Here is a 24,609-nt window from a genome sequence, read left to right as displayed (position 1 = left end):
TTCGTCAGTGGTTTTGTTTTTTATGACTCGCTTGTCTAAAGTCATATTTTAACCAGAACAAACAGTATATACTGCGCAGAACGGTTCCAATAATTCTAATAAGAGCTCCATGAGAGTATCTTAGAAAAAATGCGATGAGAGGCTAGGTCTGCTATGCGCCCACTACACCCAATTGATTTTATCTTTCTCTCGCTAGAGAAAAGGCAACAACCTATGCATGTAGGTGGATTGTTTTTATTCGAGCTTCCAGAGAATGCTTCACCTACGTTTGTGCACGATCTAGTCAATGAAATTCGCCAATCAAAAAGTATCCCTGTTCCACCATTTAACAATCAGTTGAATGGTTTGTTTTGGGGAGAAGACAGTGAGTTTGATCTAGACCATCATTTCCGCCATATTGCGCTACCAAATCCAGGACGTATCCGTGAACTGCTGGTGTATATTTCACAACAGCATAGCTCGTTGATTGATCGTGCCAAGCCACTTTGGACATGTGACATTATTGAAGGCATTGAAGGTAACCGTTTTGCCATGTACTTCAAGATTCACCATGCGATGGTGGATGGCGTTGCAGGTATGCGTCTGATTGAAAAATCACTCTCTCAAGATCCAAATGAAAAGCATGTGGTACCGTTATGGTGTGTGGAAGGAAAACGAACCAAACGTTTGAAAGCACCTAAGCCACCTACAGTGAGTAAAATTAAAGGTGTGATGGAAGGGATTAAATCTCAGCTTGAAGTTGCTCCTAAGGTCATGCATGAACTGTCACAAACCATCTTTAAAGAGATTGGTAAAAATCCTGATTATGTATCAACGTTTCAGGCACCGCCTTCAATTCTAAACCAGCGTGTTAGCTCCTCACGTCGTTTTGCTGCGCAATCTTTTGAACTCGGTCGTTTCCGTCGTATTGCCAAATCTTTGGGTGTAACGCTCAATGACGTGATTCTAGCGGTATGTTCTGGTGCTTTACGTGAATATCTGATCAGTCATAACAGCTTGCCAAAGAAACCTTTAATTGCAATGGTTCCTGCATCACTGCGTACCGATGATTCTGATGTCAGCAATCGTATTACCATGATTTTGGCAAATCTTGCGACCCATATTGAAGATCCAATTGAACGTCTGGAAATCATTCGTCGTAGCGTACAGAATTCAAAACAGCGTTTTAGCCGTATGACTGCCAATGAAATTTTAAATTATAGTGCGGTTGTGTATGGTCCAGCTGGTTTAAACATTGCATCAGGCATGTTACCTAAACGTCAGGCATTTAACCTTGTCATCTCAAACGTACCCGGTCCGCGTGAACCACTCTACTGGAATGGTGCCAAACTAGATGCGCTCTACCCTGCATCAATTGTTATGGATGGTCAAGCACTGAATATCACAATGACCAGTTATTTAGATAAACTGGAAGTGGGCTTGATTGCATGTCGTAATGCTTTGCCTAAAATGCAAAACCTATTGACCCATTTAGAAGAAGAAATTCAACGTTTTGAACAAGCTATTCAAAACTTGCCACAACAGAAAGTTGCGAATTAATTTTAGAGAAAAAATTAAGGGGCTTTCGTTAGCCCCTTATTTTTTAATTGTGCGACAACGCTGTAAAAGCTGATGGCAGGCTGAACGAATCATTGCCGTAGTAATTGGAACTTCTTTACCTTGGCTATCTACCATATAACATGTGTTTACAGGATTACTGTCTAATACATGCTTAAAACCGTGACTTACTAATCTTTCACTTACATTCATAATTAGATACCTCATATTATTTGCTAAGGCACCGAAAAGTACCTATGGCTCATTCTATGTTCCTAGTATTTAAAATTCATGATAGAAAGTAAAATTTCAGTTGTAACAAGGATTAAGCGAAATCTTGTTACAACTTTAGGTCAAAATGATATCGTATTGCTCTTGCGTATATAGATTTTCCACTTGGAATTTGATCACACGATTCACAAAATGTTCTAAATCCGCGACAGCTGGGGCTTCTGCTGTTAATAGCCGATCTATGACGGCTGGATGTGCAACGACAGTAAAGCCACCCTTGGAATCAAATGCACGCGCATAACGCATGATCTCTCGAAATATTTCGTAACATACTGTCTCTGCTGTCTTCACATAGCCCCGCCCTTGGCAGGTTGGACATGATTCACAAAGCAAATGCTCCAATGATTCACGAGTCCGTTTACGTGTCATTTCAACTAAACCCAGCTCCGAAACTTGGGTAATTTTAGTTTTCGCATGATCGCGTTCCAGCATTCTTTCAAACTGACGCATTACTTCTTCACGATGCTCAGCTTCTTGCATGTCGATAAAATCAATGATCAGAATACCACCCAAATTACGCAGACGTAGTTGTCTTGCGATCACTTGAGTTGCTTCCATATTGGTTTTAAATACTGTGTCTTCTAAGCTGCGGCCGCCCACATATGAGCCTGTATTGACATCAATCGTAGTCATCGCTTCGGTCTGATCAATCATCAGATAGCCGCCAGACTTGAGTGCGACACGGGTCTGCAATGCTTTTTGAATATCCTCTTCAACGTTATACAAATCGAAAAGCGGCTTTTCACCAGGATAATGGATTAAGCGATTTTGAATCGTCGGAACAAACTCCTCAACAAACTCACTGAGCTTGCCATGAATCTCGCGTGAATCGACATAGATCTTCGCCGTTTCATCACTGGCTAAATCTCTAATGATACGTTGCGGTAAAGGCAGTTCCTCAAAGATCAGTTCAGCAGTTGCTGCTTCTTTTTGTTTACGCTGAATAAATTCCCACAACTTGCTGAGATAACACATATCTTGTGCAATCGCAGCTTCATCAACACCTTCAGCCGCAGTACGAACGATAACACTACCTGGCAAATTATGTTCTGCCTGAATATGTTCAATGATACTACGTAGGCGGTCTCGCTCCTCTTCAGACTCAATTCGCTGCGACACACCAATGTGATTGCCATACGGCATGAGAACGAGATAGCGCGATGGGATCGAAAGATCGGTACTTAGACGGGCACCTTTGGTACCCAACATATCTTTCATGACTTGGACAGTGAGCATCTGCCCCGGATGTAACAGCTCAAAAACGTTTGGTGTCGGTTGCGAACGAGACCACACCATATCGTTAATATGCAAAAAAGCGGTTCGAGACAAACCAATATCAACAAAGGCAGCTTGCATACCCGGCAGTACACGAACCACTTTACCCTTGTAGATATTACCCACTAACCCACGTTTTACAGTTCGCTCAACGAATAATTCATTGACCGTACCATTTTCAATCAATGCCACACGACATTCCATCGGCGTGACGTTAATCAGCAACTCTTCTGCCATAACAAACTCAAAATTTTATAAAAATTCTTATAACCGAAAGTGTCGTTCCCTGTATTGAAATACTTAGGTTTTAACGCTTTCTAATAACTGTGCGATCTCATGCAAAGGCAAACCGACGACATTACTATAACTGCCTCGAATTTGTGGAATATATTGTGCTGCAATTCCCTGTATCGCATAAGCACCTGCTTTACCAATCGGTTCGCCCGTTGCCCAATATTTTTCCATTTCCGCATGACTGAGTTGCTGTAACTCAACTTGCGTTCTCACCACTGTACTTAATATCTGAGCCGAACTTGCGACACAAATTCCGGAATAGACATCATGCCATTGTCCAGAAAGCATCGACCAGATAGAAAAAGCGTGTTGCTTTGACGCTGGCTTACCAATGATCTGCCCAGCAAAACTTAAACTGGTATCTGCCGCAATCACAATTGCGTCAGCATATTTATTTAAAACAACTTGTGCCTTCTCTCGCGCCAAGCGTTCAACATAATGCTCAACAGTCTCTCCATCATGCACCGCCTCATCGACATCTGGACTATAGATTTCAAAATCCAAGCCTAGTTGCTGTAGTAGCTCCTGCCGACGAGGCGAGCTTGATGCGAGAATTATATGCGCCATTTATGTAAGCAATAATAAACCAATGGCCATACCAATACACTTGTCACAACAGGCTGCCAATGGCGCGCAATCGAAAAATGTGTACCAGCAATGGTCTGGCTTATCCATAAAAAAGTAATATGTGCAACAATCGCAATCACCGCGATGACCCACGAATTCCCAAACGTGAGAATACGTCGTTCACGAATTAAATAGCGAATACCAAAACTGATCACAACAAAACTCAACGCATTTAAACCAAACGGTGCATCAAGCAGCAGGTCTGCAAAAAGCCCCATGCCAAAAGCAAACCAGACACCACACCATACAGGCTGATAGAGAATCCAGAACAGCATAATCATTAGCATGATGGATGGTCGCCAACCCGAGGCCTCATAGGCCATCGGATAAACCATCAATACAGAACCAATCACGATGGATAGGATAATCATCCATAACGGATCTTTACGTTTCTCATAATTGAGCTTAGCGATCGGCATACGGTTGCTCCTGCGCTAAGGATTCCGAGAACAGCACCACCACATGATGACCACTGGCAAGTTGAGCGGCTGGTGTAACATCAATTTCAGCAAACTCACCCGAAGTATGACGACTGACTTTAGATACAGTCCCCACTAAATAACCTGCTGGGAAATGTTCGCCTAAACCTGAACTAAAGACTTTATCCCCAACCTGAATATTGGCACTGGTTGGCACATATTCCATTTTGAGTTGACCCAAATCGCCAGTACCCGAAATGATCGCGCGCATACCAGTACGTTCTAAACGTACAGACAATGAATGCTCTTTATCAGACAGCAACATGATACGGGCACTATGTGGATAGACATTAATGATCTGCCCCATAATCCCTTTATCGTCTAGAACTGTTTGTCCAACGCTGAGATGATCGACTGAACCACGGTTCACGATAATAATATGGCGTAATGGGTCTGCATCCGTTCCAATCACTTCCGCAATTTGCATACGTCCATCAATAATCAATGGCGTATCCAAAAGCCCTCTTAAACGGTTATTTTCCGCAGAGAGTTCTGAAAGTTTTTGGAGGCGGACTTGTGCTTGTAGCAGTTCAGCTTGCATTGCGGTGTTTTCACGACGCAATTGCGCTTCAGATTTGGTTTGTTGGTTAAGCCATTCTCGCGACAGTACAGGATAGCTTGCCAGCGCATAAATTGGATTATACGCGGCGTACAAGACATCCCTTGCAGGTTGAATTACATAAGGCATGCGCCAATCAAAGAAAAGCACCACCAAACATGTAATCACCGCAATGACAAATGAGCGAAAAGATGGCGGTTGTCTTGAAAAAAGATTCGGTTGCACCGCCTAGTCCTTATGATTTAACCAACGAAAAGCATGTCGTGGTTTGGATTGTCAAAGAACTCTAATACTTTACCGCCACCACGAGTGACACAAGTTAAAGGATCATCTGCAACAATTACAGGCAAACCTGTTTCTTGCGCAAGCAATTTATCCAGGTTACGCAATAATGCACCACCACCTGTCAACACAATACCGCGCTCTGCAATATCCGAAGATAATTCAGGAGGCGTTTGCTCTAGTGCAGATTTAACAGCGCTAACAATGCTTTGTAACGGATCAGAAATGGCCTGAGTAATTTCATCAGAAGTCACCGTAATCGCGCGAGGTACACCCTCAGCCAAGTTACGACCGCGAACTTCGATCTCTAAGGTCTTGCCATCAGCAACAGCCATACCCACTTCTTTTTTAATGACTTCGGCTGTCGTTTCCCCGATCACACAACCGTGTGCTTTACGCACATAATTGATGATTTGCTCATCAAATACATCACCACCGATACGTAAAGAATCAGCGTAGACACAACCTTGTAATGAAATGATTGCAATTTCAGTGGTACCACCACCAACATCGACAACCATCGAACCACATGCTTGCTCAACAGGCATACCCGCACCAATCGCAGCAGCCATTGGCTCTTCGATTAAACGTACATCACGCGCACCTGCATTAAATACAGCCTCGCGAATCGCACGACGCTCAACCAATGTCGATTTACAAGGTACACAGACCACAACACGCGGTGCTGGCGGGAATAAACGCTTTTCATGCACTTTGCCAATGAACTGATTCAACATGGTCTCAGTGACTTCAAAATCAGCAATCACACCGTCTTTCATCGGACGAATTGCTGAAATATTCGCTGGTGTACGGCCTAACATTTGTTTAGCATCAATACCTACAGCGGCAACAATTTTTTGTGAACCACTATGGCGAATTGCCACAACAGTTGGTTCATTTAATATAATGCCACGGCCTGGTGCATAAATAAGTGTATTTGCAGTACCTAAATCAATGGCTAAATCCGGCGAAAACAAGCCAATTAGTCGTTTTAGAATCACGGGGGCGTTCTCAATTAAACTTTGTGTGAATACAAGGTGGCAACTTTAACTAAATGTGATGATTTGAACAAGTCAATCGCTTATTATAACGCACGATATTTTGAAATTTTTTAATACTGAATTAGGTAAAGTTATGTCTACATCATCAGATGCTCAGCAGACAACAGACTTAAATGCGCAAACGGTCTCGCAAATTGCACACCTTGCACGTTTATCTCTCAATGACACGCAATCTGCTGAATATGCTCAAAGTTTAAATAAAATCCTTGGCATGATGGAAAGCTTGAAAGGCATTAATACCGATGATGTTGAGCCTTTAAAGAGCCCATTTGACAACCCGCAACCCTTACGCGCTGACGTTGTGACTGAAAGCAACCATCGTGATGAATATCAAGCGGTCGCACCTGCTACAGAAGCAGGTTTATACCTCGTACCTCGCGTAATTGAATAAGTTTTATTCGATTAGTCAATATTTTATATTTAGAATGTAAAGAAATTTTTCATATGACAGATTTACATCGCTTATCAATCCGTGAACTCTCTGAAGGCTTAAAAACAGCCCAATTTTCATCACGCGAATTGACTGAACATTATTTAAAGCGTATTGCCCAAATTGACCCGAAAGTAAAAAGTTATGTGACGGTCACCGCAGAACAGGCACTTGCTGAAGCGAATGCAGCCGATGCGGCACTGAAAGCGGGTAATGCACACGCGTTGGCAGGTATTCCACTTGCCCACAAAGATATTTTTTGTACCCAAGGCATTAAAACCACTGCCGGTTCAAAAATGCTGGATAACTTCATTTCACCTTATGATGCAACTGTGGTTGCAAAAGCCAAAGCTGCGGGTCTCGTGACTTTAGGTAAGGTGAACATGGATGAATTCGCCATGGGTTCAACTTCTGAAAACTCTTATGTCGGTGCAACCTCGAACCCTTGGGCACTGGATCATGTTCCGGGTGGTTCATCAGGTGGTTCTGCAGCAGCCGTAGCGGCTGATCTCGCGCCAATCGCAACAGGTACTGATACAGGTGGCTCAATTCGTCAACCTGCATCATTCTGCGGCTTAACAGGTTTAAAACCGACCTATGGTCGTGTATCTCGCTTCGGTATGATTGCTTATGCATCATCACTCGATCAAGGCGGTCCAATGGCACGTTCTGCGGAAGACTGTGCTTATTTGATGAATGTGATTGCAGGTCACGATGCTAAAGACTCAACGTCAATCAACAAAGAAGTGGATGATTACGTTGCTAATTTGAATGGCACAGCGGTGAAAGGCTTACGCATTGGTATTCCAAAGCAATACTTCAATGTGGCAGGTTTAGACGCGGATGTAAAAGCACGCGTTGAAGAGTCACTGAAAAAGCTTGAAGAGATGGGTGCAATCTTGGTTGAGATTGATCTCAACATGACTGAAGCCTATGTGCCGACATATTACTTGATCGCGCCTGCGGAAGCTTCTTCAAACCTGTCACGTTTTGACGGCGTACGTTATGGCTACCGCTGTGAAAATCCAGTGGATTTGATGGACTTATACAAACGTTCACGGTCAGAAGGTTTTGGTGCTGAAGTACAACGTCGTATCCTGATCGGGACTTATGCCCTTTCTGCGGGTTACTACGATGCATATTATGTCAAAGCACAAAAAGTACGTCGTTTGATTCAGCAAGATTTCCTCAAAGCATTTGAAAATGTTGATGTGATTGCTGCGCCATCTGCACCAACCACTGCTTACAAGATCGGTGCGAATCTTAGCCCGACTGAAATGTATTTAGGTGATATCTATACCCTTGCTGTGAACTTGGCAGGTCTGCCAGCGATCAACGCACCTGTAGGTTTCGATAAAGACAGCTTGCCTGTGGGCTTACAGTTGATTGGTAACTACTGGTCAGAATCACAATTGCTTTCGATTGTGCATCAATATCAACAAAATACAGACTGGCATACCAAACGTGCGGCAATTGCTGAGGAGAATGCATAATGACTGAAGCTCAAAAGTTAAAGCTTATTGACGGTTGGGAAGTCGTTATCGGGATCGAGATCCATACTCAGCTTGCAACCAAATCTAAAATTTTCTCGGGTTCATCGACTGAATTTGGACAAGACCCAAATACACAAGCCAGCCTTGTTGATTTGGCCATGCCGGGCGTGTTGCCAGTATTGAATGCTGAAGTGGTTGATCTTGCAATTCGCTTTGGTTTGGGTATCGATGCCTATATCGACCAAGCCTCTGTGTTTGCGCGTAAGAACTACTTCTACCCAGATTCGCCAAAAGGCTATCAGATCAGCCAAATGGACAATCCGATTGTGGGCTTGGGTCATATCGACATCCAGCTTGAAGATGGCACCGTGAAGCGTATTGGCGTGACTCGTGCCCATCTTGAAGAAGATGCAGGTAAATCGATCCATGACCAATTCGAAGGCATGTCGGGTATCGACTTAAACCGTGCAGGCACACCATTGCTTGAAATCGTATCTGAGCCAGATATGCGTTCGGTTGAAGAAGCGGTTGCCTATATCAAGTCAATTCACACGCTCGTGCGTTGGTTAGGTATTTCTGACGGTAACATGGCAGAAGGTTCGTTCCGTGCTGACTGTAACGTGTCACTCCGTCGTCCGGGTCAACCGTTCGGTACACGTTGCGAGTTGAAAAACCTCAACTCATTCCGTTTCATTGAGCAAGCGATTAATGTTGAAATTGAACGCCAAATGGAAATTCTGGAATACGGCGGCGAGATTGATCAGGAAACCCGTTTGTTCGATCCGAACAAGATGGAAACCCGTTCAATGCGTTCGAAAGAAGAAGCGAACGACTATCGCTACTTCCCTGATCCAGACTTATTGCCAGTGATCATTGCCGATGAGCAGATCGAAGCGGCGCGTGCTGCCCTTCCAGAACTGCCTAAAGCGCGTCGTGCACGTTTTATCGCTGACTTCGCTGTGACTGAGTACGATGCACATGTATTGACGCTGTCACGCGAAATGGCGGACTTTTATGAAGCGGTTGTGGCTGCTGCTGGCGGTGCGAAGCAAGGTAAAGTCTCTGCAAACTGGGTGATGGGTGAGTTCTCAGGTGCTTTAAACAAAGCAGGCCTAGAATTGGCGGACTCTCCTGTTTCCGCTGAGCAATTGGGTGGCATGATTGCACGTATTGTCGACAATACTATTAACGGTAAAATTGCGAAGCAAGTGTTTGGCTTTATGTGGGAAGCAGAAGGAAAATCTGCGGATGACATTATTGCTGAAAAAGGCTTGAAGCAAGAAACCGATACAGGTGCGATTGAAGCGATTATCAAAGATGTACTTGCAGCCAATGAAAAAATGGTTGAAGAGTACAAGTCTGGTAAAGAAAAAGCCTTTAACGGTCTGGTTGGCCAAGTCATGAAAGCTGCAAAAGGTAAAGCTAACCCAGCCCAAGTGAATGAATTAATGAAGAAATTGATTGGTTAAGCTGATCTAACTGCAAAAGAAAACCCGCTTTAGAGCGGGTTTTTTTAAATTGCTAGTAAATTTTCTAGCACAATATCTACCTCGCTCCAATTATTAATCCAACAAACTCTAACACCTAAATGAGTTAGGCCTACTTCTTGTATATATCTCGCCTCTTCATCTTCTGGAGCCTTCGTAATCCAAATGTGCCTAGGTGCCACATTCGCTGCATCGCTCAAAGTTTGTATTTCTTTTCGATTACTTTCAAACGACCAATTTAACCATTTCCGAATATTTGGATCAGCCAATGAATGCCCAACTATAACTAAATTAGTATGTTGCGCATGATATAAAAACAAGGATTGGGCCCATGTAGCCATACTACTAGCAATATTCAAATACGACTCTTCAAGAAAAACTAATTGATCCCTAGAATCAAAAGATTTTGATTGTGTAGTAGCGGGGTACAATGCTCCATGACAGTGATAAATTGGGACAGTACCCTTTACAATACCCGACGCGCCTCTAAGCACCTTTCTAAATGCCACACTAGGATGCAACCAACGACCAACTTTTTCAGAATGTTGATGAATTAAACATAGATCCAAATATGCATATAGCAAAGTATCTGCATTAAAATTTATGATTGCTTGTGGTGATACGTCCTTAAGAAAGCTTTTTGCTAAAACTTTTGAGAGCTTCACTAGCGAAGTATTTGAATAATGCTCATCAAAAAATTTCAATAGCTTCTTAGCTTGATTCCCTCTCAACTTTCTAGGATTATTCAACGATTGGCAAAATTCAGACTTCAAACCGATTTTATCAATTTTCTCTAAAACATCTTTATATAAACAATACTCTAAATATTCATTAAATTTTTCTACACTTTCCCCATTCGACACTATTTCATTTGCACATGCTTGCAAAAGTGAATCAAGTCCCCAACCAAGCTGTTTTGTTAAAGTTATAAAATCCTCATGAGAATAATCTTTTTGAAACACTTTATTGACTAAATCTTTAGTTAAATTTGACCACACAGGAATAATACCAGCAGAAACACCTGCCCCTACACACAGTGTCCAAGCCCGATTACCACCGACAGTACCTCTATATTTATCATCAACACCCTGAATCGATTTAACCATATTGAACTTACCTGCTAATAAATTCTAGCTATCATACGCACTACTACCAATTATATATTAAAAATCAAATACTAAAACTTAGTTATCTACAACTAATTTATTTAATCAAATATTCATTCAACTATCATTTTTATACATCACCCCAAATTCCTATTTTTCCTAGAGGAACTTTCTCAATATAATCCATCTAAATACTTGACATCAAAAAGTATCTTTTATTACTAAATTCGAAGGCTGAGAATACATTCAATTTTCAAAGTAATTTCTCTACTTAGATTACCTCCTAACTTCCATGTACAAAGTATCAAGCCTTTTACCCTTAATAATATAAATCTATTCCCCTCTCAACACACCCAACTTATTCCAGATATCAGGCGTTAAAAAAGTCGTGACCAACTTATTTAAATCAATATAACGCAAGGTACCTTGCAACTGCTGTCTGACTGCTGGATCTTTGACAATATCCTGCCCTGCACTCTGACCTAACTGCTGAAAAGCTTCTCCAACAGCCTTAATCCCTTCGGCTTGAATCACAGCCTTAGTCTGTGTCGAACACTGCTCTACAATCACACGCTGTAACACCTGTGCCAACTTCTGATCCAACTGAGTTTTCTGCTCAGGTGTGACATTACTAAAAGACTTTAAATCTGGATGCGCAGCCAAAGCGCTGAAAGTCCATTGCAAAACCGTGGTCTTATCCGCAGCTGTCGTGGCTTTCACTAAACAATCACTCAGTTGATCGACTGTTGGCCCCGCCATCGCTATTTGAGTTGTACCCAACACAGCCGCAGCCATAAATACAGAACGACTCAAATGAGAAAATTTACGGCGGGCAGAAGTATAAACACGAGACATAAGCACAGTTCCAAATTGCAATCTTCCCCTTTGTACCATGCTCTGTCTAGATCATCTGTTATGACGCTGTAAATTGCGTAAGTCCACGCCCTTAAAGCTTTAGTAAAATGTAAAACGCCCCGCTAAAACAATCCTATATTCCTGAATGCACATTTATTCCATACCAGCATAATCCCATTCTTTTGGAATATTCGGCTGCTCAGGTGCTTTATTTAAGTCAATATTCAGGTTACGGCTGCCCTTAAATGATTTCTCACCCGAATCGGATGCAGGTGATACATCCAAACTATAGCGATAACGGAACTGCCAAAGCATCGGCTTGATAGGACGAATATCCAGACTCAAACTATCTTCATCATGGCACTTGCCTTTAGAACTTTCATAATCCTGTTCTGAAAAACAGGCCCGAATCATACGGCTAAAATTAAAAGGATAGTTTTCAATAAAGCGATGTGTCTTACCTGAATCCTTTAACTCATAAAAGCTGGCACGTTCAATTCTAGCCCCACCACCTGAATATGATTCTGAAAAAGTATCAATCACCGCAACGGCATAACGGTTTTGATCCATTGGAAACAGTTTAGGGAAAATATATTGGCTAGATCGTGCCATTTCTTCCGTAGCCGCCAACTGAATACGCCACTGCTTTAACAATTTAAAACCTGTGGTCGATGTCGCAAACTGGGCAATATTTCCCTCAGATAATAACCATAAGGTTTGATCTGGCGTTTTCAAACTCTGCAATTGTGTTCGCTGCTGACATAGCTCTTTGACTTGTTCACAGAGTTGCGTCTGTTCCGTTGCACTCAGTTGCCCCTTTTTAAAGTCAAGAATCTGTAAAGGTGCAGCAAAAACAGATGCACTAAAATAGGCGGATGTCCCCACCAAAATCATTGTAGCCAGCGCAATCTTATTCTTCAGCATGATATTTCCTTAGGCTATTTTTATATTCACGACATTATTTGACGATTGCTTCAACCTGATCAAGCTCCCACACTCCACCTGCAGCAAGTCCCTTACACATCCCTGTCCACATATCTTTGGTATGCACAAATTTCTGCCCATCCCACACCCATTCATCACTCGACCAACAATCACCAATACCACGCCCTTTCTGTGAGCTACTGATAATACCCGCATAAAACTCAGAAGCATGTTCAGTCACGAAGTTCGGTTTTGTCGAGAGTGATTCATCCAACACCCATGCACCAGATCCTTCATTATAAGCACCACGCCAACACAAGGTCATTGCCAATACTTTTTTATTGGTCAATTTATACAGTTCAATCACTTGCGGCTTTGTTTCACCACCATCATAAATTCCTTCACAAAAGCCTTTCTGTTTTGGCGTCGGCTGTGCTGCCATCAAATTACGATACAACGCAGCATAACGCTTATTGTTTGGCTGCAAAGTCAGATAAGGCTTATTCGGGGTTTTGATCTGTTTTACCATGAATTTTGGCTGTGCAGCCAAGACATGCGACTCATCCACTTTGCCCTTTTTAATTAATGCACCAACAGTACCAACACGCTTTTGAAAATCATCCATTTTCAATAAGACTGCGGTCATACCCAAATCCGAGATTTGCCATTGCAAGTTCGCATTTTTAAAAATGATTTCGGTCTTTTTCTTGGATTGCTGCAATAAGGCATTAACCTGTTGCCCAGACAATCGCCCCATTAACGGAAATTCAGTTCCTTCAAACGAGACCGCACCCAAATCTTTACCATTCACATAGAAATGAATATTTTTAAGTTTGGCTGCTGGAAAAGAGGGTTCTTCATAACGTGCCAATGCAAATTCCACTTGAACAGGCTGCCGAGCACCCGCCTGACGCGTCAAAAGTAGAGAAGCAGGCTCGTTGCGATATTCTTCATTCTGATAACCTGCTGCACGACATGTGCCTGTATTGCTACAATAAATTTCCCAATCTTGGTGCGAGAATGAAATCCCCTTGATCTCTTGGGCAAAAGCACTAGAACTCATCACAATAAAGCAACAGGCTGCAAAGATCTTGTTCATAAGACGTATTTCTCAATGCAATTTATTTATTATTCAGTCAAAATATTCTAAATCTTTTAAATTGATCGCTTTGTAGGTTCTTGTATTCAAGAATATGTTAATTTGAACTGAAACTCAAAACACTGAATTAAAAATGAAAATAGCTCATACCATATCTATTATTTTACTGTCTGGCTCAACTGCGATGGCGCATGCTGAGGTACATAATTTCAAACCAATCTTTCCCAAATTCTCAAATACAGCACAGCAACGCCAAGCCGAAAATCAGATCTATGCACTCGGTGAGGTATCCTTTGCTAACGATGTCCGTGTTCCCTTTTATGGAGTGACTGCGCTGAACCCTGCCGATGATGGTCTATTAAAAGACTTTAAAAGCTGTACCGCAAAAAGCTGTCATTTTGATTTTAAACTGGATGCAAATCAGGCCAAACAACTTAAATTATTTGCGCTCCCTGAAATAGGCCTTGTGCTGGTACCTAAAAATTGGAGTGATGCAGAAGCAAGTGCTGGCGCAAATGGTACAGGTTCAGCACTACTGATGAGTCCAAATCAAAAACAGGCTATAGAATTATACGATTCATCCTTCTGTGTCGGTTGCGGTATGCCCAATGCTACGCTTTACTTTCCCAATCTGTTAAAAGAAAGTGTTGAAAATGAGTTTGGCGGCTATAAAGACCCGCAGAAATTAATCAATGTAGTTCATCCATCTAAACAAGTGGCTTTCTTTAGTTATCAAATTCCAAACTTGAATAATAAAACCCATGGCGTCGCAAAATACCATGATGAGGACACCTTTAATTTTAGAGAAATCATTGTCACGCTGGATCAGTCACAACAGCACTTGGTTGGACCAATTTTAAATTTCTATCACTTTAGCCATTAACAACCGCCATTTTTTAACTGGCTTGGCTAGCCCTGAGCAAACTTAAGAAATGTTCAACCCGAATATTATTTTCTTTGGCTCGACAAATCGCGTAAATCGGTGCAATACAAGGTTTCTTGGCTTCTAAAGGTCGATAGATAATCTGTTTATTCCAAAAGTCTTGAATCGAAGCTGGCACTATAGAAAGCCCAATCCCAGCAGCAATCAAATTAAGACTGGAGGTTAAACGTGGTGCTTCTTGTACGATATTGGGACTAAATCCTGCCTGATAGCAATTTGCCAGAATATTATCAAACAGGTCCTGCCCTGCAATACGGCGATATAGCACGAACTCATAAGGTTCTAAATCGACTAAGCGGATTGCCCCGTCCTTGTCTGTTAATGGATGATTACTGGGTAATGCGACAATCAATGGTTCATTCAAGACATGAATACTTTGTACTTGTGCATGAATGGGCGCGGGTTTGCGTAGAAAAACGATATCCAGTTTTTCATTGATCACGGCATCAGTTAAAGCCGTACTGCTATCCTCTTCCAAATGAATAGCGACAGCAGGAAACTTCTCCCTAAATTGACGCAATAAGGCAGGAAGAAATGGATGTAAGCCTGCGGAGTTGGTAAAACCAATATTGATCTGACCCTCCAGACCTTGAGCAATGTTTTTTACCCGTTTCGGAATCGACTGGGCATGTGCCAAAATTGTGATAGCTTCTTGATATAAAGCCTTGCCTGCTTCCGTCACTTCCACGCCTCGTGGCAAACGTTTCAGCAAAGCAGTATCCAATTCCTCTTCCAGACTTTTAATCAAGCGAGTCAGTGGCGGTTGTTGCATGTGCAGACGGACAGCCGCTTTAGAAATATTACTTTCCTCGACCACAGCAACAAATGCATTGAGCTTATGAATATCAATCATACATACCCTAAAAGTATAGATAACAGCAAAAATAGCATTTGTGAATATACCACAAATCATCCATTCTATAGCTCACAAGGTTGAACAAAAAGGTCGTCCAATGAAAGCCCAAGCCCTATCAATACAGAATGAGCCACTTACCACTGCTCCTGATTGTAAGGCATTATTCACGGGATTTATGAAGTTGGGATTGATGGGTTTTGGTGGTGTTTTACCACTGGCACATCGCATCATCGTTGAAGAACACAAATGGATCGATGAAGGTAAATTTACCGACTTACTCGGTGTCTGCCAATTATTGCCGGGTGGAAACATCATCAACATGTCAGTTGCAATCGGCATGGAATTCCAAGGTGTCAAAGGTGCAATCAGTTCAGTGCTCGGTTTAATCTCCGCCCCGACTGCAATTGTGCTGATCATCTACCAAGTCTATGAGTATTTTCAATATCTCCCTGCGGTCAAACACATGATTCAAGGTTTAGCTGCTGCTGCCGCAGGCTTGCTGTTTGCAACAGGCTTTAAGATGCTTAAGCCGATTTTAAAAAGTTATCTGACCATTTTTACGATTGGATTAACCTTCGTTTTTATGATCTGGATCAAGCTGCCCTTAGCACTGACTTTAGCGATTCTACTCGCCATTAACATGTTAGTTTTAGGAGTGAAAAAGTCATGATCTTAGTTACCCTTGCTGTCGTGTTTACTCAACTCTCGCTACTGGCTTTTGGTGGTGGTAATGCCATTCTCCCTGAAATGCAGCACCAAGTAGTGAACGTGCATCAATGGATGAGTGCAGAACAGTTTAGTTCGCTGTTTGCCATGGCACAGGCTGCCCCAGGCCCCAATATGATGATCGTACCTTTGGTCGGTTGGCATGTTGCAGGTCCAGCAGGACTATTGGTCACTTCTCTCGCGAAGTTTGGTCCGTCTTCAATCATTACCATTTATGCACTTAAATTCTGGGAACGTTTTAAAGACAATCCATTACGCGCACGTTTTGAAAAAGCCTTGAAACCAATTACCGTGGGTTTGGTTCTGGTTAGTGCATGGTTGATTGCAGATGCATCTGCACAAAACCTACTTCTGGTCATGATCGTGATTGTCACTGCAATCCTCGGTATGTTTAAAAAGATTCACCCACTATGGGTCATGGCTGCGGGTGCAGGACTTGGAATTGCTTTCCTTTAAGCTTTAAACCCCAATAAAAAAACCTGCTTGATGCAGGTTTTTTTACTGAATCTCGAACTACCAAATACTGACACGCTTTTCAGGCGCCAAATACATTTTATCTCCTTCTTTAATCTTGAAAGCATCATAGAACGGTGCTTGATTGACTAAAGCACCATTGGCGCGAACTTTATCTGGTGCGTGTGGATCTGTTTTTAAATACACAATCGCTTGCGCTTCACGAGTTTTGGCACGCCATACTTGCACCCAACCCATATAAAAACGCTGCTCTCCTGTCTGCCCATCAATGATTGGTGCAGGTTTACCAGCCAAGGATAGTTGATACGCTTTATAGGCAATCGACAAACCAGAGTTATCGGCAATATTTTCACCCAAGGTTAGTTCACCATTGACGTGATAACCAGCGATCGGCTCATAAGCATTGTACTGCGCCACTAAAGCCTGTGTTTTGGCTTTAAAACGATTGTGATCTTGTGCAGTCCACCAATTACGCATATTGCCCAATTCATCAAACTGACTGCCTTGATCATCAAAACCATGACTGATTTCATGTCCAATGACACTGCCAATCCCACCATAATTCACCGCATCATCGGCATCGATATTAAAGAATGGTGGTTGCAAAATTGCGGCTGGGAATACAATTTCATTTGAGGATGGATTGTAATAGGCATTTACGGTTTGAGGGGTCATAAACCACTCATCACGATCCACAGGTTTACCAAGCTTATCTAAATCATCTTGATGTTCAAATTCTCTGGCCCGAATCACGTTACCAATCAAATCACCATCTTTAATGTCCAGTGCTGAATAATCACGCCATTTCTTTGGATAACCGACTTTAATCGATAAGCTGGCCAATTTCTTTTTAGCCTGTACTTTGGTTTCAGGGCTCATCCAATCTAACTGGCTAATGCTTTGATCATAAGCCTGTATCAAGTTTTGAACCAATGTATCCATGCGTTGTTTTTTCTCTGCAGAAAAATGTTTTTCTACATAGATTTTGCCTAGACCATCGCCCAATACTGCATTCACGGTTTGTACACCACGCTTCCATCGAACTTCTTGTTCTGCAACATCACGCAAGGTTTTGCCGTAAAATTCAAAACTTTCATCTACAAAAGCCTTGTTTAAGAACGATGAAAAATTACTGATCAAGTTCCATTTAAAATAAGCTTTCCATACATTTAAAGAGGTTTTATTGATCACTGGATCAAGTGCTTTGAAATAGCTTAATTGATGTACTTGGATGGTCTGAATTTTATCCTTAACGCCAACTGTACTAAGGTAGCTGTCCCAATCAAAGCTACGGCTTAACTTATTTAAATCTTTAAGTGAGTAAATATTATAGCGCTTAGATAAATCACGATTTTGTACATTGCTCCACTGGATCTTTGCCAAGTCTGTTTCGAGCTTGAGAATGTCTTTTGCGTGCTGTGCCGCTTGCTGATCACCTGACAGTTGTAGCATGCGTTCAATATGCTTGAGATATTTGGCACGCGTTTCAACAAACTTTTTGTCATCTTTTAAATAATAATCTCGATCTGGCAAACCCAGTCGACGCTGTGCCAGACCTGCAATCATCACATCAGAGCGTTTCATATCTTGATCAATACTGATATCAAACGGCGTTCTAACTCCGATACGTGAGAAATGCCCCATTAATTGAGCAAGGTCTTTTTTGTTTTGCATTGCATCAACCTGTGCCAGCTCCTGCTGTAAGGGCTGAATTCCTTTCGCTTCAATCTCTTTTTCATTCATAAAGCTGGCATACAGACTTGAAACTTTTTGCTCAACCGTTCCTGTTGCCCATTTTTTTGCGTTGAGTTCCTCAACAATGGTATGTAACTGATTGGTCGATAATTCATGTAATTCGTTGAATGCGCCCCAACGTGATTTGTCTGCAGGAATCTCTGTTTCTTTTAACCATTTTCCATTCACATAGTCATAAAAATCATTGTTGGCAGGTACGCTTGAATCGATATATTGTTGGTCTATGCCTGAGATTTTTTGAGTTGGGGAGGATTTAATTGCTTGGTCTGCCCAAACATTTGCAGTAAAAGCAGCCAGTGCAAGCGCTAATGTACTTTTGAGCAATACAGGTTTCATGATTTATCCTATTTATTTAAGTTTTTAAGCGATACGAGAGAGAGAAATGAAAAAAGATCATTAATTTTATCAAAGGACTATAGTGAAACCACACGCTCAAATAAAGTAATTTTCACAGAAATACATATGCAAACGTCACATAAGAAACAAATTAGATGAAACAAAAAAAGCCTTAGCATCAGGCTAAGGCTTTCTCAATTTAAATCATTTTGACTAATCGAGTATTTTTTCAAAGGCTTTAAGACGCTTATGAATCGACAATAATTCGATAATTGTTTTCCATGAGCTAATTAGATATTGGAAAGATTCACGAACCTTACCAAAAACCCCACCAATCTGGTTAATTAAACCAAGAGTTAACTTGCCTGCTGCAATCGCAGGGAATAAAACGAATAGGTTGTAAATAACATCCAGTTGTCCATACCACGTTGCAGTTAAATTAAAATAGGTGTAGTGAAAATATAGTCGAAAATAGTTGTGACGAACACGACTAAATAACTCTTTTAACGTTGCAGGTTGTGCCCGATCTTCATGATCTTCACCATAAACCAATTCCTTACGAAATGCAGCTTCAACTTTTTGGTTGTTGAATTGCAAACCAGGCAGTTTTATCCCGACCACCATGAGCAATACTGTACCAAAGATTGCCCAAACGACCGCGGCCCAAACTAAAGAATATTGCAGCTCACCTATGATCGGAATTTCAGGGACGTGTTTTGAAAGCTGAAACAATAATGGCAAAAATGCAATTAATGTCATGATTGCTTTGACCAACTCAACACCCAAATCTTCCACAATGGTTGCAAAACGCATGGTATCTTCTTGCACACGTTGCGCCGCACCTTCGACATGGCGTAGCTTAGGCCAATGTTCGGTATAGTATTCATTCATGGCTGTACGCCAACGGAAGACATAATGGCTGGTAAAAAAAGCATTCACGACGGCTAAAGTCACACCGACCATGGCAATATATAAAAACACCATGGTCTCTTTATATAAGTCAGTAATACTGCCTCCACCCTTGGTCAGCATATTTTGGATCATATCCCAAAATGGTACATACCAAGCATTTACAGCGAGGCTGACCTGCACCCCAAACCAGATATTAAACAAGATAAATGCAGAGCCCCAAATCGACCAACGCTGCCATTTATTAGCAGAGAATATTCGCCAAAACCCTGCAAATAATGCTGTTGCCACAATAAACCATAGATAGAACCAGAGTGAAGAAGGCTCCCAGAATCGATTAACTCCGACAGATAACTCGGCTTCAGCATAGCCCTTTGGAAAACCTAGATATTCACCCCAACTATGACCGCCTGTATACCAGAGCAGCATATTGAGTGCTAACCACACAAGCACTGAAATAAAAAACAGGCGTGGGTTCGGAAAGAATGACTTAAACATCGTGTTTAACAATCCTTGTCGTGTTGCAATTAATCGTATAGGTCATCCTATGACCTAAAACTTAAGATTAACTGATAAAAAAGTTTTATGATTTGTAGTTATTTACCTGTTTTTTCAATTTTTTAATAGCTTTTTGTAGAGGTTTTACAATTTGTTTTTGTCTGCATATTATTTTAGTAAATGGACTCAATGACTTAAATCCATTAGACATTATTCAAAAGCTTACTTAGCGAGGTGAAGAAGTACTCATTTTTAGGGCAATGTCTTGTCGTTCTGCTTGCGTTGGATAAGTCTTACTTTGAATTGCCCATTGAATTTCAGCTAGCTTTTCATTTGCTGCATCTACACCTGCCTGCATGGTCATCTCACGACCTTTCACATCAAAAATATGTGCCTTCTCACGTAGGTCAGGTTGAATCACGATATCTGCATCTTTCAGCTCTTCTTCAGCCAAACGCCCTTGCATGATATTAATGTTTTGATTGAACAACCCCCACACATTGCTGGTCTCGGTATGGATTGGCTGTGCCAAGATATCCACGGCGATGACAACATCTGCACCCAGCTCGCGCGCGACTTGAACAGGTACTGGACTAACCAAGCCACCATCAACATACTCAACATCATGAATTTTGGTCGGCACAAACATGCTTGGGATTGATGCCGAAGCACGTACCGCCTGTCCTGTATTGCCATAGTTAAAGACAGTTCTGGTACCATCTTTTAATTCGGTCGCCACCACATACATTGGGATTTTCATCTTTTCTAATGGCATGTTATGGACTTGCTCGTTGATATAGTCTTCAACCTTTTTTCCATCAAAAAAGCCTTTTAAACTGACATTCACTTCGCGAACATCATTGGCTTTGAGTTTTAACGCAATATCTCGTAATTCGGCAGGACTTTTACCACTGGCATAGATAGATCCAACAATACTCCCAGCACTGGTTCCAACAATAAAGTCTGGACGAATTCCTTGTTGCTCTAATACTTCAATCACACCAATATGTGCATAGCCGCGTGCACCACCGCTGCCCAATACCAATGCGATCACAGGTCGTTTTTGTTGCTGTTTAATTATGCTAAATGGTTGGTTGACAGCATGGGCTTGTGCATCTTCAATGACAGGTACTAATTGTGATGTGGTTTGACAAGCTGTCAAAACCGTCATTGAGAGACCAAGCATCCATAATTTAAGCTGTTTCATACGCAACAATTGCCATATCTACGATATTTCTTGGCTAAATTTTAGCGTTTAGCTGATCTAAAAACTGTAGTATTTTTTGTATTTGTCATAAAAACAACATAAAAAAAGCTCCTCGAAAGGAGCTTTTTAGAATCTCAGCTTAACTTAGATCAAATTACCAAATATCAGAATCTACTTTTTTCTTCAATTCTGGATAGTTATCAATCTTAAACTCAGGCTCTTTAATACCTCGTTTAAGTTGAGAGGTGTAGTCTTTCAACAATGTACGTGCCATCGGTGTTAACAACAAGATTGCGATCAAGTTAATGGTTGCCATGATACCCATGAACAAGTCAGCCATCGACCAAACCAGTGGAACACTACCAATCGCACCGAAATACACCATCACCAATACAAAGATTCGGAAGATGAACATGACTTTCGGATTGTTATTAATAAACTGCACATTACTTTCTGCATAAGCATAGTTGCCTAGAACAGCTGAATAACAGAATAAGAACAACAGAACTGCCAAGAAGTCAGCACCCCAATGTCCGACTTGCGTCTCCAATGCACGTTGGGTTAATTCAACCCCAACAAAGCCTGCATCGTGATAAACACCTGACACCAAGATAATGATCGCCGTACTGGTACATACAATGAAAGTATCTACAAATACACCGAGCATTTGTACAAGACCTTGGTTCACGGGGTGTTTTACATCAGATGCTGCAGCCGCATTCGGTGCAGAACCCATACCCGCTTCGTTTGAGAACAAACCACGCTTGATACCTTGCATCATCGCCATTGAAATCATGGCACCAAAGAAACCACCCGCTGCCGCATTAAACTGGAATGCTTCCGTGAAGATTAGTTTGAAGATACCTGGAAGAAGTTCGTAATTGCTGATTGCAATATACAAAGCAACCGCTAAATACAGACCCGCTTTTAATGGTACAAACATTTCTGCAAATTTAGCGATACGTTTGATACCACCAAAAATTGCCAATGCAACCAAAACAACCAGTGCAAGACCAACCCATGAAATTTCTAGATCAACACCACCTAAGTGAGCGATGAGATTTGCTTTGTCCCAACCCCAAGCGTGCGAAGAAGCATTGGCAATCGCATTGATCTGAACTGAGTTAAATACGAAACCATAGGTAAAGATTAGTGCAAGCGCGAAGATCACACCAAAGGTTTTGCTACGTAAGCCTTGAGTAATATAGTAAGCTGGACCACCGCGGAATTGCTTACTGTTACTGTCTCTCACTTTAAATAATTGTGCGAGTGAAGATTCGATAAAAGCTGAACTCATACCGAGTAATGCTGTAAACCACATCCAAAACACAGCACCGGGTCCACCAATCGCAATCGCGATCGCAACACCAGCAATGTTACCTACACCAACTCGACTTGCTAACCCCGTTACAAAAGCCTGAAATGGTGTAAGACCATGTGAATCTTTTTCTTCACCTTTAGTACGACTGCCTCTCATCACCTTGATACTGTGAAAGAACATTCTAATCTGTACAGCTTTGGTCGCAACAGTATAGAAAATACCTACAGCAAGCAGGAAAACGACGAGGAAGTCCCATAAAGGATCATTGAAAAAACTTACCCAAGCCATCAGGGTGTCATTTAATTTTTCATTCATCACTTATTCGCTTTTAAATATTTTATGTACATCCGTACATATACGATAACAATGGATGAATCAAAAAAGCCCCACTTGGGGCTTTTGATCCGACTTAGGCAAAGAATTTCAAAATTAATTGAATTACTGTTGCGTTAATTAAATCAACGAAGAACGCACCACAAAGCGGAACAATCAAGAATGCTTTATGAGATGGTCCATACATATTGGTAATCGCTTGCATGTTTGCAACCGCAGTTGGTGTTGCCCCCATACCAAAACCACAGTGACCTGCTGCTAATACGGCTGCATCGTAGTTTTTACCCATTACACGGAAAGTAATGAATGCAGCATACAATGCCATCGTAATGGTTTGCGCACCTAAAATAACGACAAGTGGACCAGCTAAATCCGCCAATTGCCATAATTTCAATGAAAGCAATGCCATCGCAAGATAAAGTGATAATGATGCATTACCAAACACATCAATTGCACGGTCAAAGATATCTACTTTTAATACGCTTTCCAAGATATTACGTAAGATCACACCACCGCCAAGTGCCCAAACAAATGTTGGTAACTCGAACCAAGTGCCCTTACTGAAACCAGTCATGAATTCTGCAAATGCTAAACATGCAGCAAACATACCCAAAGTGGTAATCGCATTATCGGCTGTAATTAAACGAACCTGATGTGGATTTTCAAATGGTGCTAGCTCGTCAGGATGTTGATCTAAATGCGTATCGCGATCTTTAATCTCTGCTGGAGTCTGTGCTTGAGCAAGACTATAACGATTGATCAGCAATTTTGCCAATGGACCACCGATAATACCACCGATAATCAGACCAAAAGTTGCACTTGCCATACCTAAGGCTAAAGCACCTTGAATCCCATGCTGAGTTTCAAGAATTTCACCCCATGCACCTGCAGTACCATGACCACCAGTTAGTGTAATTGAACCAGCAATCAAACCGATTAAAGGATCAATACCTAATATGGTCGCTAGGCTCATACCCACAGCATTCTGCACCACAATAAATGAAGCGACACAGATCAGGAATAGAACTAAACCGATTCCCCCCTCTTTCAACTTCATGAAATTGGCACTTAAGCCAATCGAAGCGAAAAAGATCAGCATAAAACTGGTTTGTAATTCACTACTAAAAACAATACTGTAACCCCAAAGCGAGTGTACAAGTAGTGAAAGTACCGCTGCAACCAAACCGCCTGCTACAGGCTCAGGAATGTTATAGCGTTTTAAAAAATCAATTTTATTAACCAGTAAACGTCCTAATAACAAGACGATCACCGCCGAAATTAGGGTATAGAAACCATTAAAAGTAAATTCCATATCTTCTTCCGTATATTTTATCAGTTAGGTCGATGGTTTTTTGCCATCTCGAAACTCATAAAATAGTAACTCTCAAAATGAGTGAAAACTCAATCAGCTTTATAAAAAGCATACAGTTCTATATATGAACTTTTGCTAATT

23 protein-coding genes are annotated in these 24,609 nt (G+C 41.5%); 7 read left to right on the top strand and 16 right to left on the bottom strand.

What is annotated here, in order from left to right:
• Positions 1–153 precede the first annotated feature (153 nt).
• Positions 154–1,539, top strand: a complete 1,386-nt coding sequence (locus tag FPL17_RS18155) for a WS/DGAT/MGAT family O-acyltransferase (protein ID WP_005208645.1) — start codon at positions 154–156, stop codon at positions 1,537–1,539.
• Positions 1,540–1,575: 36 nt separating this feature from the next.
• Here the strand turns inward: FPL17_RS18155 and FPL17_RS18150 are convergent, their stop codons facing one another.
• From FPL17_RS18150 to FPL17_RS18125, 6 genes are all read right to left on the bottom strand, one after another.
• On the bottom strand, positions 1,576–1,749 hold the full coding sequence (locus tag FPL17_RS18150; protein WP_005150146.1) for a PA1571 family protein: 174 nt from the start codon (positions 1,747–1,749) through the stop codon (positions 1,576–1,578).
• A gap of 135 nt (positions 1,750–1,884) precedes the next feature.
• Positions 1,885–3,339: a ribonuclease G gene (gene rng / locus FPL17_RS18145; protein ID WP_159886638.1), complete on the bottom strand. Its 1,455-nt coding sequence runs from the start codon at positions 3,337–3,339 to the stop codon at positions 1,885–1,887.
• A 63-nt stretch (positions 3,340–3,402) separates the two neighbouring features.
• Complete coding sequence (locus FPL17_RS18140; protein ID WP_159886636.1) at positions 3,403–3,963, bottom strand: Maf-like protein; 561 nt, start codon at positions 3,961–3,963, stop codon at positions 3,403–3,405.
• Positions 3,951–4,442: a rod shape-determining protein MreD gene (mreD, locus tag FPL17_RS18135; protein WP_004802990.1), complete on the bottom strand. Its 492-nt coding sequence runs from the start codon at positions 4,440–4,442 to the stop codon at positions 3,951–3,953. The genes FPL17_RS18140 and mreD overlap by 13 nt, the downstream gene beginning before the upstream one ends.
• The gene (mreC, locus tag FPL17_RS18130) at positions 4,429–5,286 is read right to left on the bottom strand and encodes a rod shape-determining protein MreC (protein ID WP_005192771.1); all 858 of its coding nucleotides are present in this window, start codon (positions 5,284–5,286) and stop codon (positions 4,429–4,431) included. Before mreC ends, mreD begins: the two co-directional genes overlap by 14 nt.
• A 17-nt stretch (positions 5,287–5,303) precedes the next feature.
• Complete coding sequence (locus FPL17_RS18125) at positions 5,304–6,344, bottom strand: rod shape-determining protein (protein ID WP_004652309.1); 1,041 nt, start codon at positions 6,342–6,344, stop codon at positions 5,304–5,306.
• 133 nt (positions 6,345–6,477) lie between these two features.
• Here FPL17_RS18125 and gatC point away from each other — a divergent pair, with 133 nt between their 5' ends.
• Genes gatC through gatB form a run of 3 tightly spaced genes read left to right on the top strand, consistent with a single transcriptional unit; the run spans position 6,478 to position 9,796 of the window.
• Positions 6,478–6,795 carry an Asp-tRNA(Asn)/Glu-tRNA(Gln) amidotransferase subunit GatC gene (gatC, locus tag FPL17_RS18120; RefSeq protein ID WP_004652310.1) on the top strand — a complete coding sequence of 106 codons (318 nt, stop codon included), beginning with the start codon at positions 6,478–6,480 and terminating at the stop codon, positions 6,793–6,795.
• A 53-nt stretch (positions 6,796–6,848) separates the two neighbouring features.
• Positions 6,849–8,327: an Asp-tRNA(Asn)/Glu-tRNA(Gln) amidotransferase subunit GatA gene (gatA, locus tag FPL17_RS18115; protein ID WP_004652311.1), complete on the top strand. Its 1,479-nt coding sequence runs from the start codon at positions 6,849–6,851 to the stop codon at positions 8,325–8,327.
• Complete coding sequence (gene gatB / locus FPL17_RS18110; RefSeq protein ID WP_005206021.1) at positions 8,327–9,796, top strand: Asp-tRNA(Asn)/Glu-tRNA(Gln) amidotransferase subunit GatB; 1,470 nt, start codon at positions 8,327–8,329, stop codon at positions 9,794–9,796. The genes gatA and gatB overlap by 1 nt, the downstream gene beginning before the upstream one ends.
• 44 nt (positions 9,797–9,840) lie before the next feature.
• Here the strand turns inward: gatB and FPL17_RS18105 are convergent, their stop codons facing one another.
• From FPL17_RS18105 to FPL17_RS18090, 4 genes are all read right to left on the bottom strand, one after another.
• Complete coding sequence (locus FPL17_RS18105; RefSeq protein WP_159886634.1) at positions 9,841–10,920, bottom strand: SIR2 family protein; 1,080 nt, start codon at positions 10,918–10,920, stop codon at positions 9,841–9,843.
• A gap of 333 nt (positions 10,921–11,253) precedes the next feature.
• Positions 11,254–11,775 (bottom strand): hypothetical protein, encoded by a 522-nt coding sequence (locus tag FPL17_RS18100; RefSeq protein WP_159886632.1) that lies wholly within the window; start codon positions 11,773–11,775, stop codon positions 11,254–11,256.
• 153 nt (positions 11,776–11,928) lie between these two features.
• Positions 11,929–12,699, bottom strand: a complete 771-nt coding sequence (locus FPL17_RS18095) for a hypothetical protein (RefSeq protein ID WP_159886630.1) — start codon at positions 12,697–12,699, stop codon at positions 11,929–11,931.
• A gap of 34 nt (positions 12,700–12,733) precedes the next feature.
• The gene (locus tag FPL17_RS18090; RefSeq protein WP_159886628.1) at positions 12,734–13,798 is read right to left on the bottom strand and encodes a DUF1176 domain-containing protein; all 1,065 of its coding nucleotides are present in this window, start codon (positions 13,796–13,798) and stop codon (positions 12,734–12,736) included.
• 133 nt (positions 13,799–13,931) lie between these two features.
• Between FPL17_RS18090 and FPL17_RS18085 the strand changes: the two genes are divergently transcribed.
• A complete protein-coding gene (locus FPL17_RS18085; RefSeq protein ID WP_159886626.1) occupies positions 13,932–14,681 on the top strand; it encodes a DUF4850 domain-containing protein in 750 nt (249 codons plus the stop codon).
• A 13-nt stretch (positions 14,682–14,694) separates the two neighbouring features.
• Here the strand turns inward: FPL17_RS18085 and FPL17_RS18080 are convergent, their stop codons facing one another.
• Positions 14,695–15,594: a LysR family transcriptional regulator gene (locus tag FPL17_RS18080; RefSeq protein ID WP_159886624.1), complete on the bottom strand. Its 900-nt coding sequence runs from the start codon at positions 15,592–15,594 to the stop codon at positions 14,695–14,697.
• Between the two features lie 100 nt (positions 15,595–15,694).
• Between FPL17_RS18080 and FPL17_RS18075 the strand changes: the two genes are divergently transcribed.
• On the top strand, positions 15,695–16,267 hold the full coding sequence (locus FPL17_RS18075; RefSeq protein ID WP_159886928.1) for a chromate transporter: 573 nt from the start codon (positions 15,695–15,697) through the stop codon (positions 16,265–16,267).
• Entirely contained in the window at positions 16,264–16,779 is a 516-nt protein-coding gene (locus FPL17_RS18070; RefSeq protein WP_159886622.1) for a chromate transporter, read from the top strand. The genes FPL17_RS18075 and FPL17_RS18070 overlap by 4 nt, the downstream gene beginning before the upstream one ends.
• A gap of 57 nt (positions 16,780–16,836) precedes the next feature.
• On the opposite strand, the gene FPL17_RS18065 is transcribed toward FPL17_RS18070, so the two are convergent.
• From FPL17_RS18065 to gltS, 5 genes are all read right to left on the bottom strand, one after another.
• Positions 16,837–18,888 carry a M13 family metallopeptidase gene (locus tag FPL17_RS18065; protein WP_159886620.1) on the bottom strand — a complete coding sequence of 684 codons (2,052 nt, stop codon included), beginning with the start codon at positions 18,886–18,888 and terminating at the stop codon, positions 16,837–16,839.
• A gap of 213 nt (positions 18,889–19,101) precedes the next feature.
• Positions 19,102–20,295, bottom strand: a complete 1,194-nt coding sequence (gene sbmA / locus FPL17_RS18060) for a peptide antibiotic transporter SbmA (protein ID WP_159886617.1) — start codon at positions 20,293–20,295, stop codon at positions 19,102–19,104.
• A 226-nt stretch (positions 20,296–20,521) separates the two neighbouring features.
• A complete protein-coding gene (locus tag FPL17_RS18055) occupies positions 20,522–21,502 on the bottom strand; it encodes a patatin-like phospholipase family protein (RefSeq protein WP_159886615.1) in 981 nt (326 codons plus the stop codon).
• 154 nt (positions 21,503–21,656) lie between these two features.
• Positions 21,657–23,138 carry an alanine/glycine:cation symporter family protein gene (locus FPL17_RS18050; RefSeq protein WP_005192817.1) on the bottom strand — a complete coding sequence of 494 codons (1,482 nt, stop codon included), beginning with the start codon at positions 23,136–23,138 and terminating at the stop codon, positions 21,657–21,659.
• Between the two features lie 94 nt (positions 23,139–23,232).
• Positions 23,233–24,468 carry a sodium/glutamate symporter gene (gltS, locus tag FPL17_RS18045; protein ID WP_005192821.1) on the bottom strand — a complete coding sequence of 412 codons (1,236 nt, stop codon included), beginning with the start codon at positions 24,466–24,468 and terminating at the stop codon, positions 23,233–23,235.
• Between the last annotated feature and the right edge of the window lie 141 nt (positions 24,469–24,609).

The organism is Acinetobacter dispersus, from assembly GCF_009884975.1.
GTDB lineage: Bacteria > Pseudomonadota > Gammaproteobacteria > Pseudomonadales > Moraxellaceae > Acinetobacter > Acinetobacter dispersus.
The sequence above is the reverse complement of the archived record's forward strand: the minus strand, read 5'-3'. Positions and strand labels throughout refer to the sequence as shown.

Excerpts from the sequence above, each read along its gene's own strand:
- FPL17_RS18050 (WP_005192817.1), bottom strand. The coding sequence starts at position 23,138 with ATGAATGAAAAATTAAATGACACCCTGATGGCTTGGGTAAGTTTTTTC.
- gatB (WP_005206021.1), top strand. The coding sequence starts at position 8,327 with ATGACTGAAGCTCAAAAGTTAAAGCTTATTGACGGTTGGGAAGTCGTT.
- FPL17_RS18100 (WP_159886632.1), bottom strand. The coding sequence starts at position 11,775 with ATGTCTCGTGTTTATACTTCTGCCCGCCGTAAATTTTCTCATTTGAGT.
- FPL17_RS18085 (WP_159886626.1), top strand. The coding sequence starts at position 13,932 with ATGAAAATAGCTCATACCATATCTATTATTTTACTGTCTGGCTCAACT.
- FPL17_RS18155 (WP_005208645.1), top strand. The coding sequence starts at position 154 with ATGCGCCCACTACACCCAATTGATTTTATCTTTCTCTCGCTAGAGAAA.
- gatC (WP_004652310.1), top strand. The coding sequence starts at position 6,478 with ATGTCTACATCATCAGATGCTCAGCAGACAACAGACTTAAATGCGCAA.
- FPL17_RS18075 (WP_159886928.1), top strand. The coding sequence starts at position 15,695 with ATGAAAGCCCAAGCCCTATCAATACAGAATGAGCCACTTACCACTGCT.
- FPL17_RS18140 (WP_159886636.1), bottom strand. The coding sequence starts at position 3,963 with ATGGCGCATATAATTCTCGCATCAAGCTCGCCTCGTCGGCAGGAGCTA.
- sbmA (WP_159886617.1), bottom strand. The coding sequence starts at position 20,295 with ATGTTTAAGTCATTCTTTCCGAACCCACGCCTGTTTTTTATTTCAGTG.
- FPL17_RS18095 (WP_159886630.1), bottom strand. The coding sequence starts at position 12,699 with ATGCTGAAGAATAAGATTGCGCTGGCTACAATGATTTTGGTGGGGACA.
- FPL17_RS18055 (WP_159886615.1), bottom strand. The coding sequence starts at position 21,502 with ATGAAACAGCTTAAATTATGGATGCTTGGTCTCTCAATGACGGTTTTG.
- gltS (WP_005192821.1), bottom strand. The coding sequence starts at position 24,468 with ATGGAATTTACTTTTAATGGTTTCTATACCCTAATTTCGGCGGTGATC.
- FPL17_RS18065 (WP_159886620.1), bottom strand. The coding sequence starts at position 18,888 with ATGAAACCTGTATTGCTCAAAAGTACATTAGCGCTTGCACTGGCTGCT.
- FPL17_RS18080 (WP_159886624.1), bottom strand. The coding sequence starts at position 15,594 with ATGATTGATATTCATAAGCTCAATGCATTTGTTGCTGTGGTCGAGGAA.
- FPL17_RS18090 (WP_159886628.1), bottom strand. The coding sequence starts at position 13,798 with ATGAACAAGATCTTTGCAGCCTGTTGCTTTATTGTGATGAGTTCTAGT.
- gatA (WP_004652311.1), top strand. The coding sequence starts at position 6,849 with ATGACAGATTTACATCGCTTATCAATCCGTGAACTCTCTGAAGGCTTA.
- FPL17_RS18150 (WP_005150146.1), bottom strand. The coding sequence starts at position 1,749 with ATGAATGTAAGTGAAAGATTAGTAAGTCACGGTTTTAAGCATGTATTA.
- FPL17_RS18105 (WP_159886634.1), bottom strand. The coding sequence starts at position 10,920 with ATGGTTAAATCGATTCAGGGTGTTGATGATAAATATAGAGGTACTGTC.
- rng (WP_159886638.1), bottom strand. The coding sequence starts at position 3,339 with ATGGCAGAAGAGTTGCTGATTAACGTCACGCCGATGGAATGTCGTGTG.
- FPL17_RS18070 (WP_159886622.1), top strand. The coding sequence starts at position 16,264 with ATGATCTTAGTTACCCTTGCTGTCGTGTTTACTCAACTCTCGCTACTG.
- mreD (WP_004802990.1), bottom strand. The coding sequence starts at position 4,442 with ATGCCGATCGCTAAGCTCAATTATGAGAAACGTAAAGATCCGTTATGG.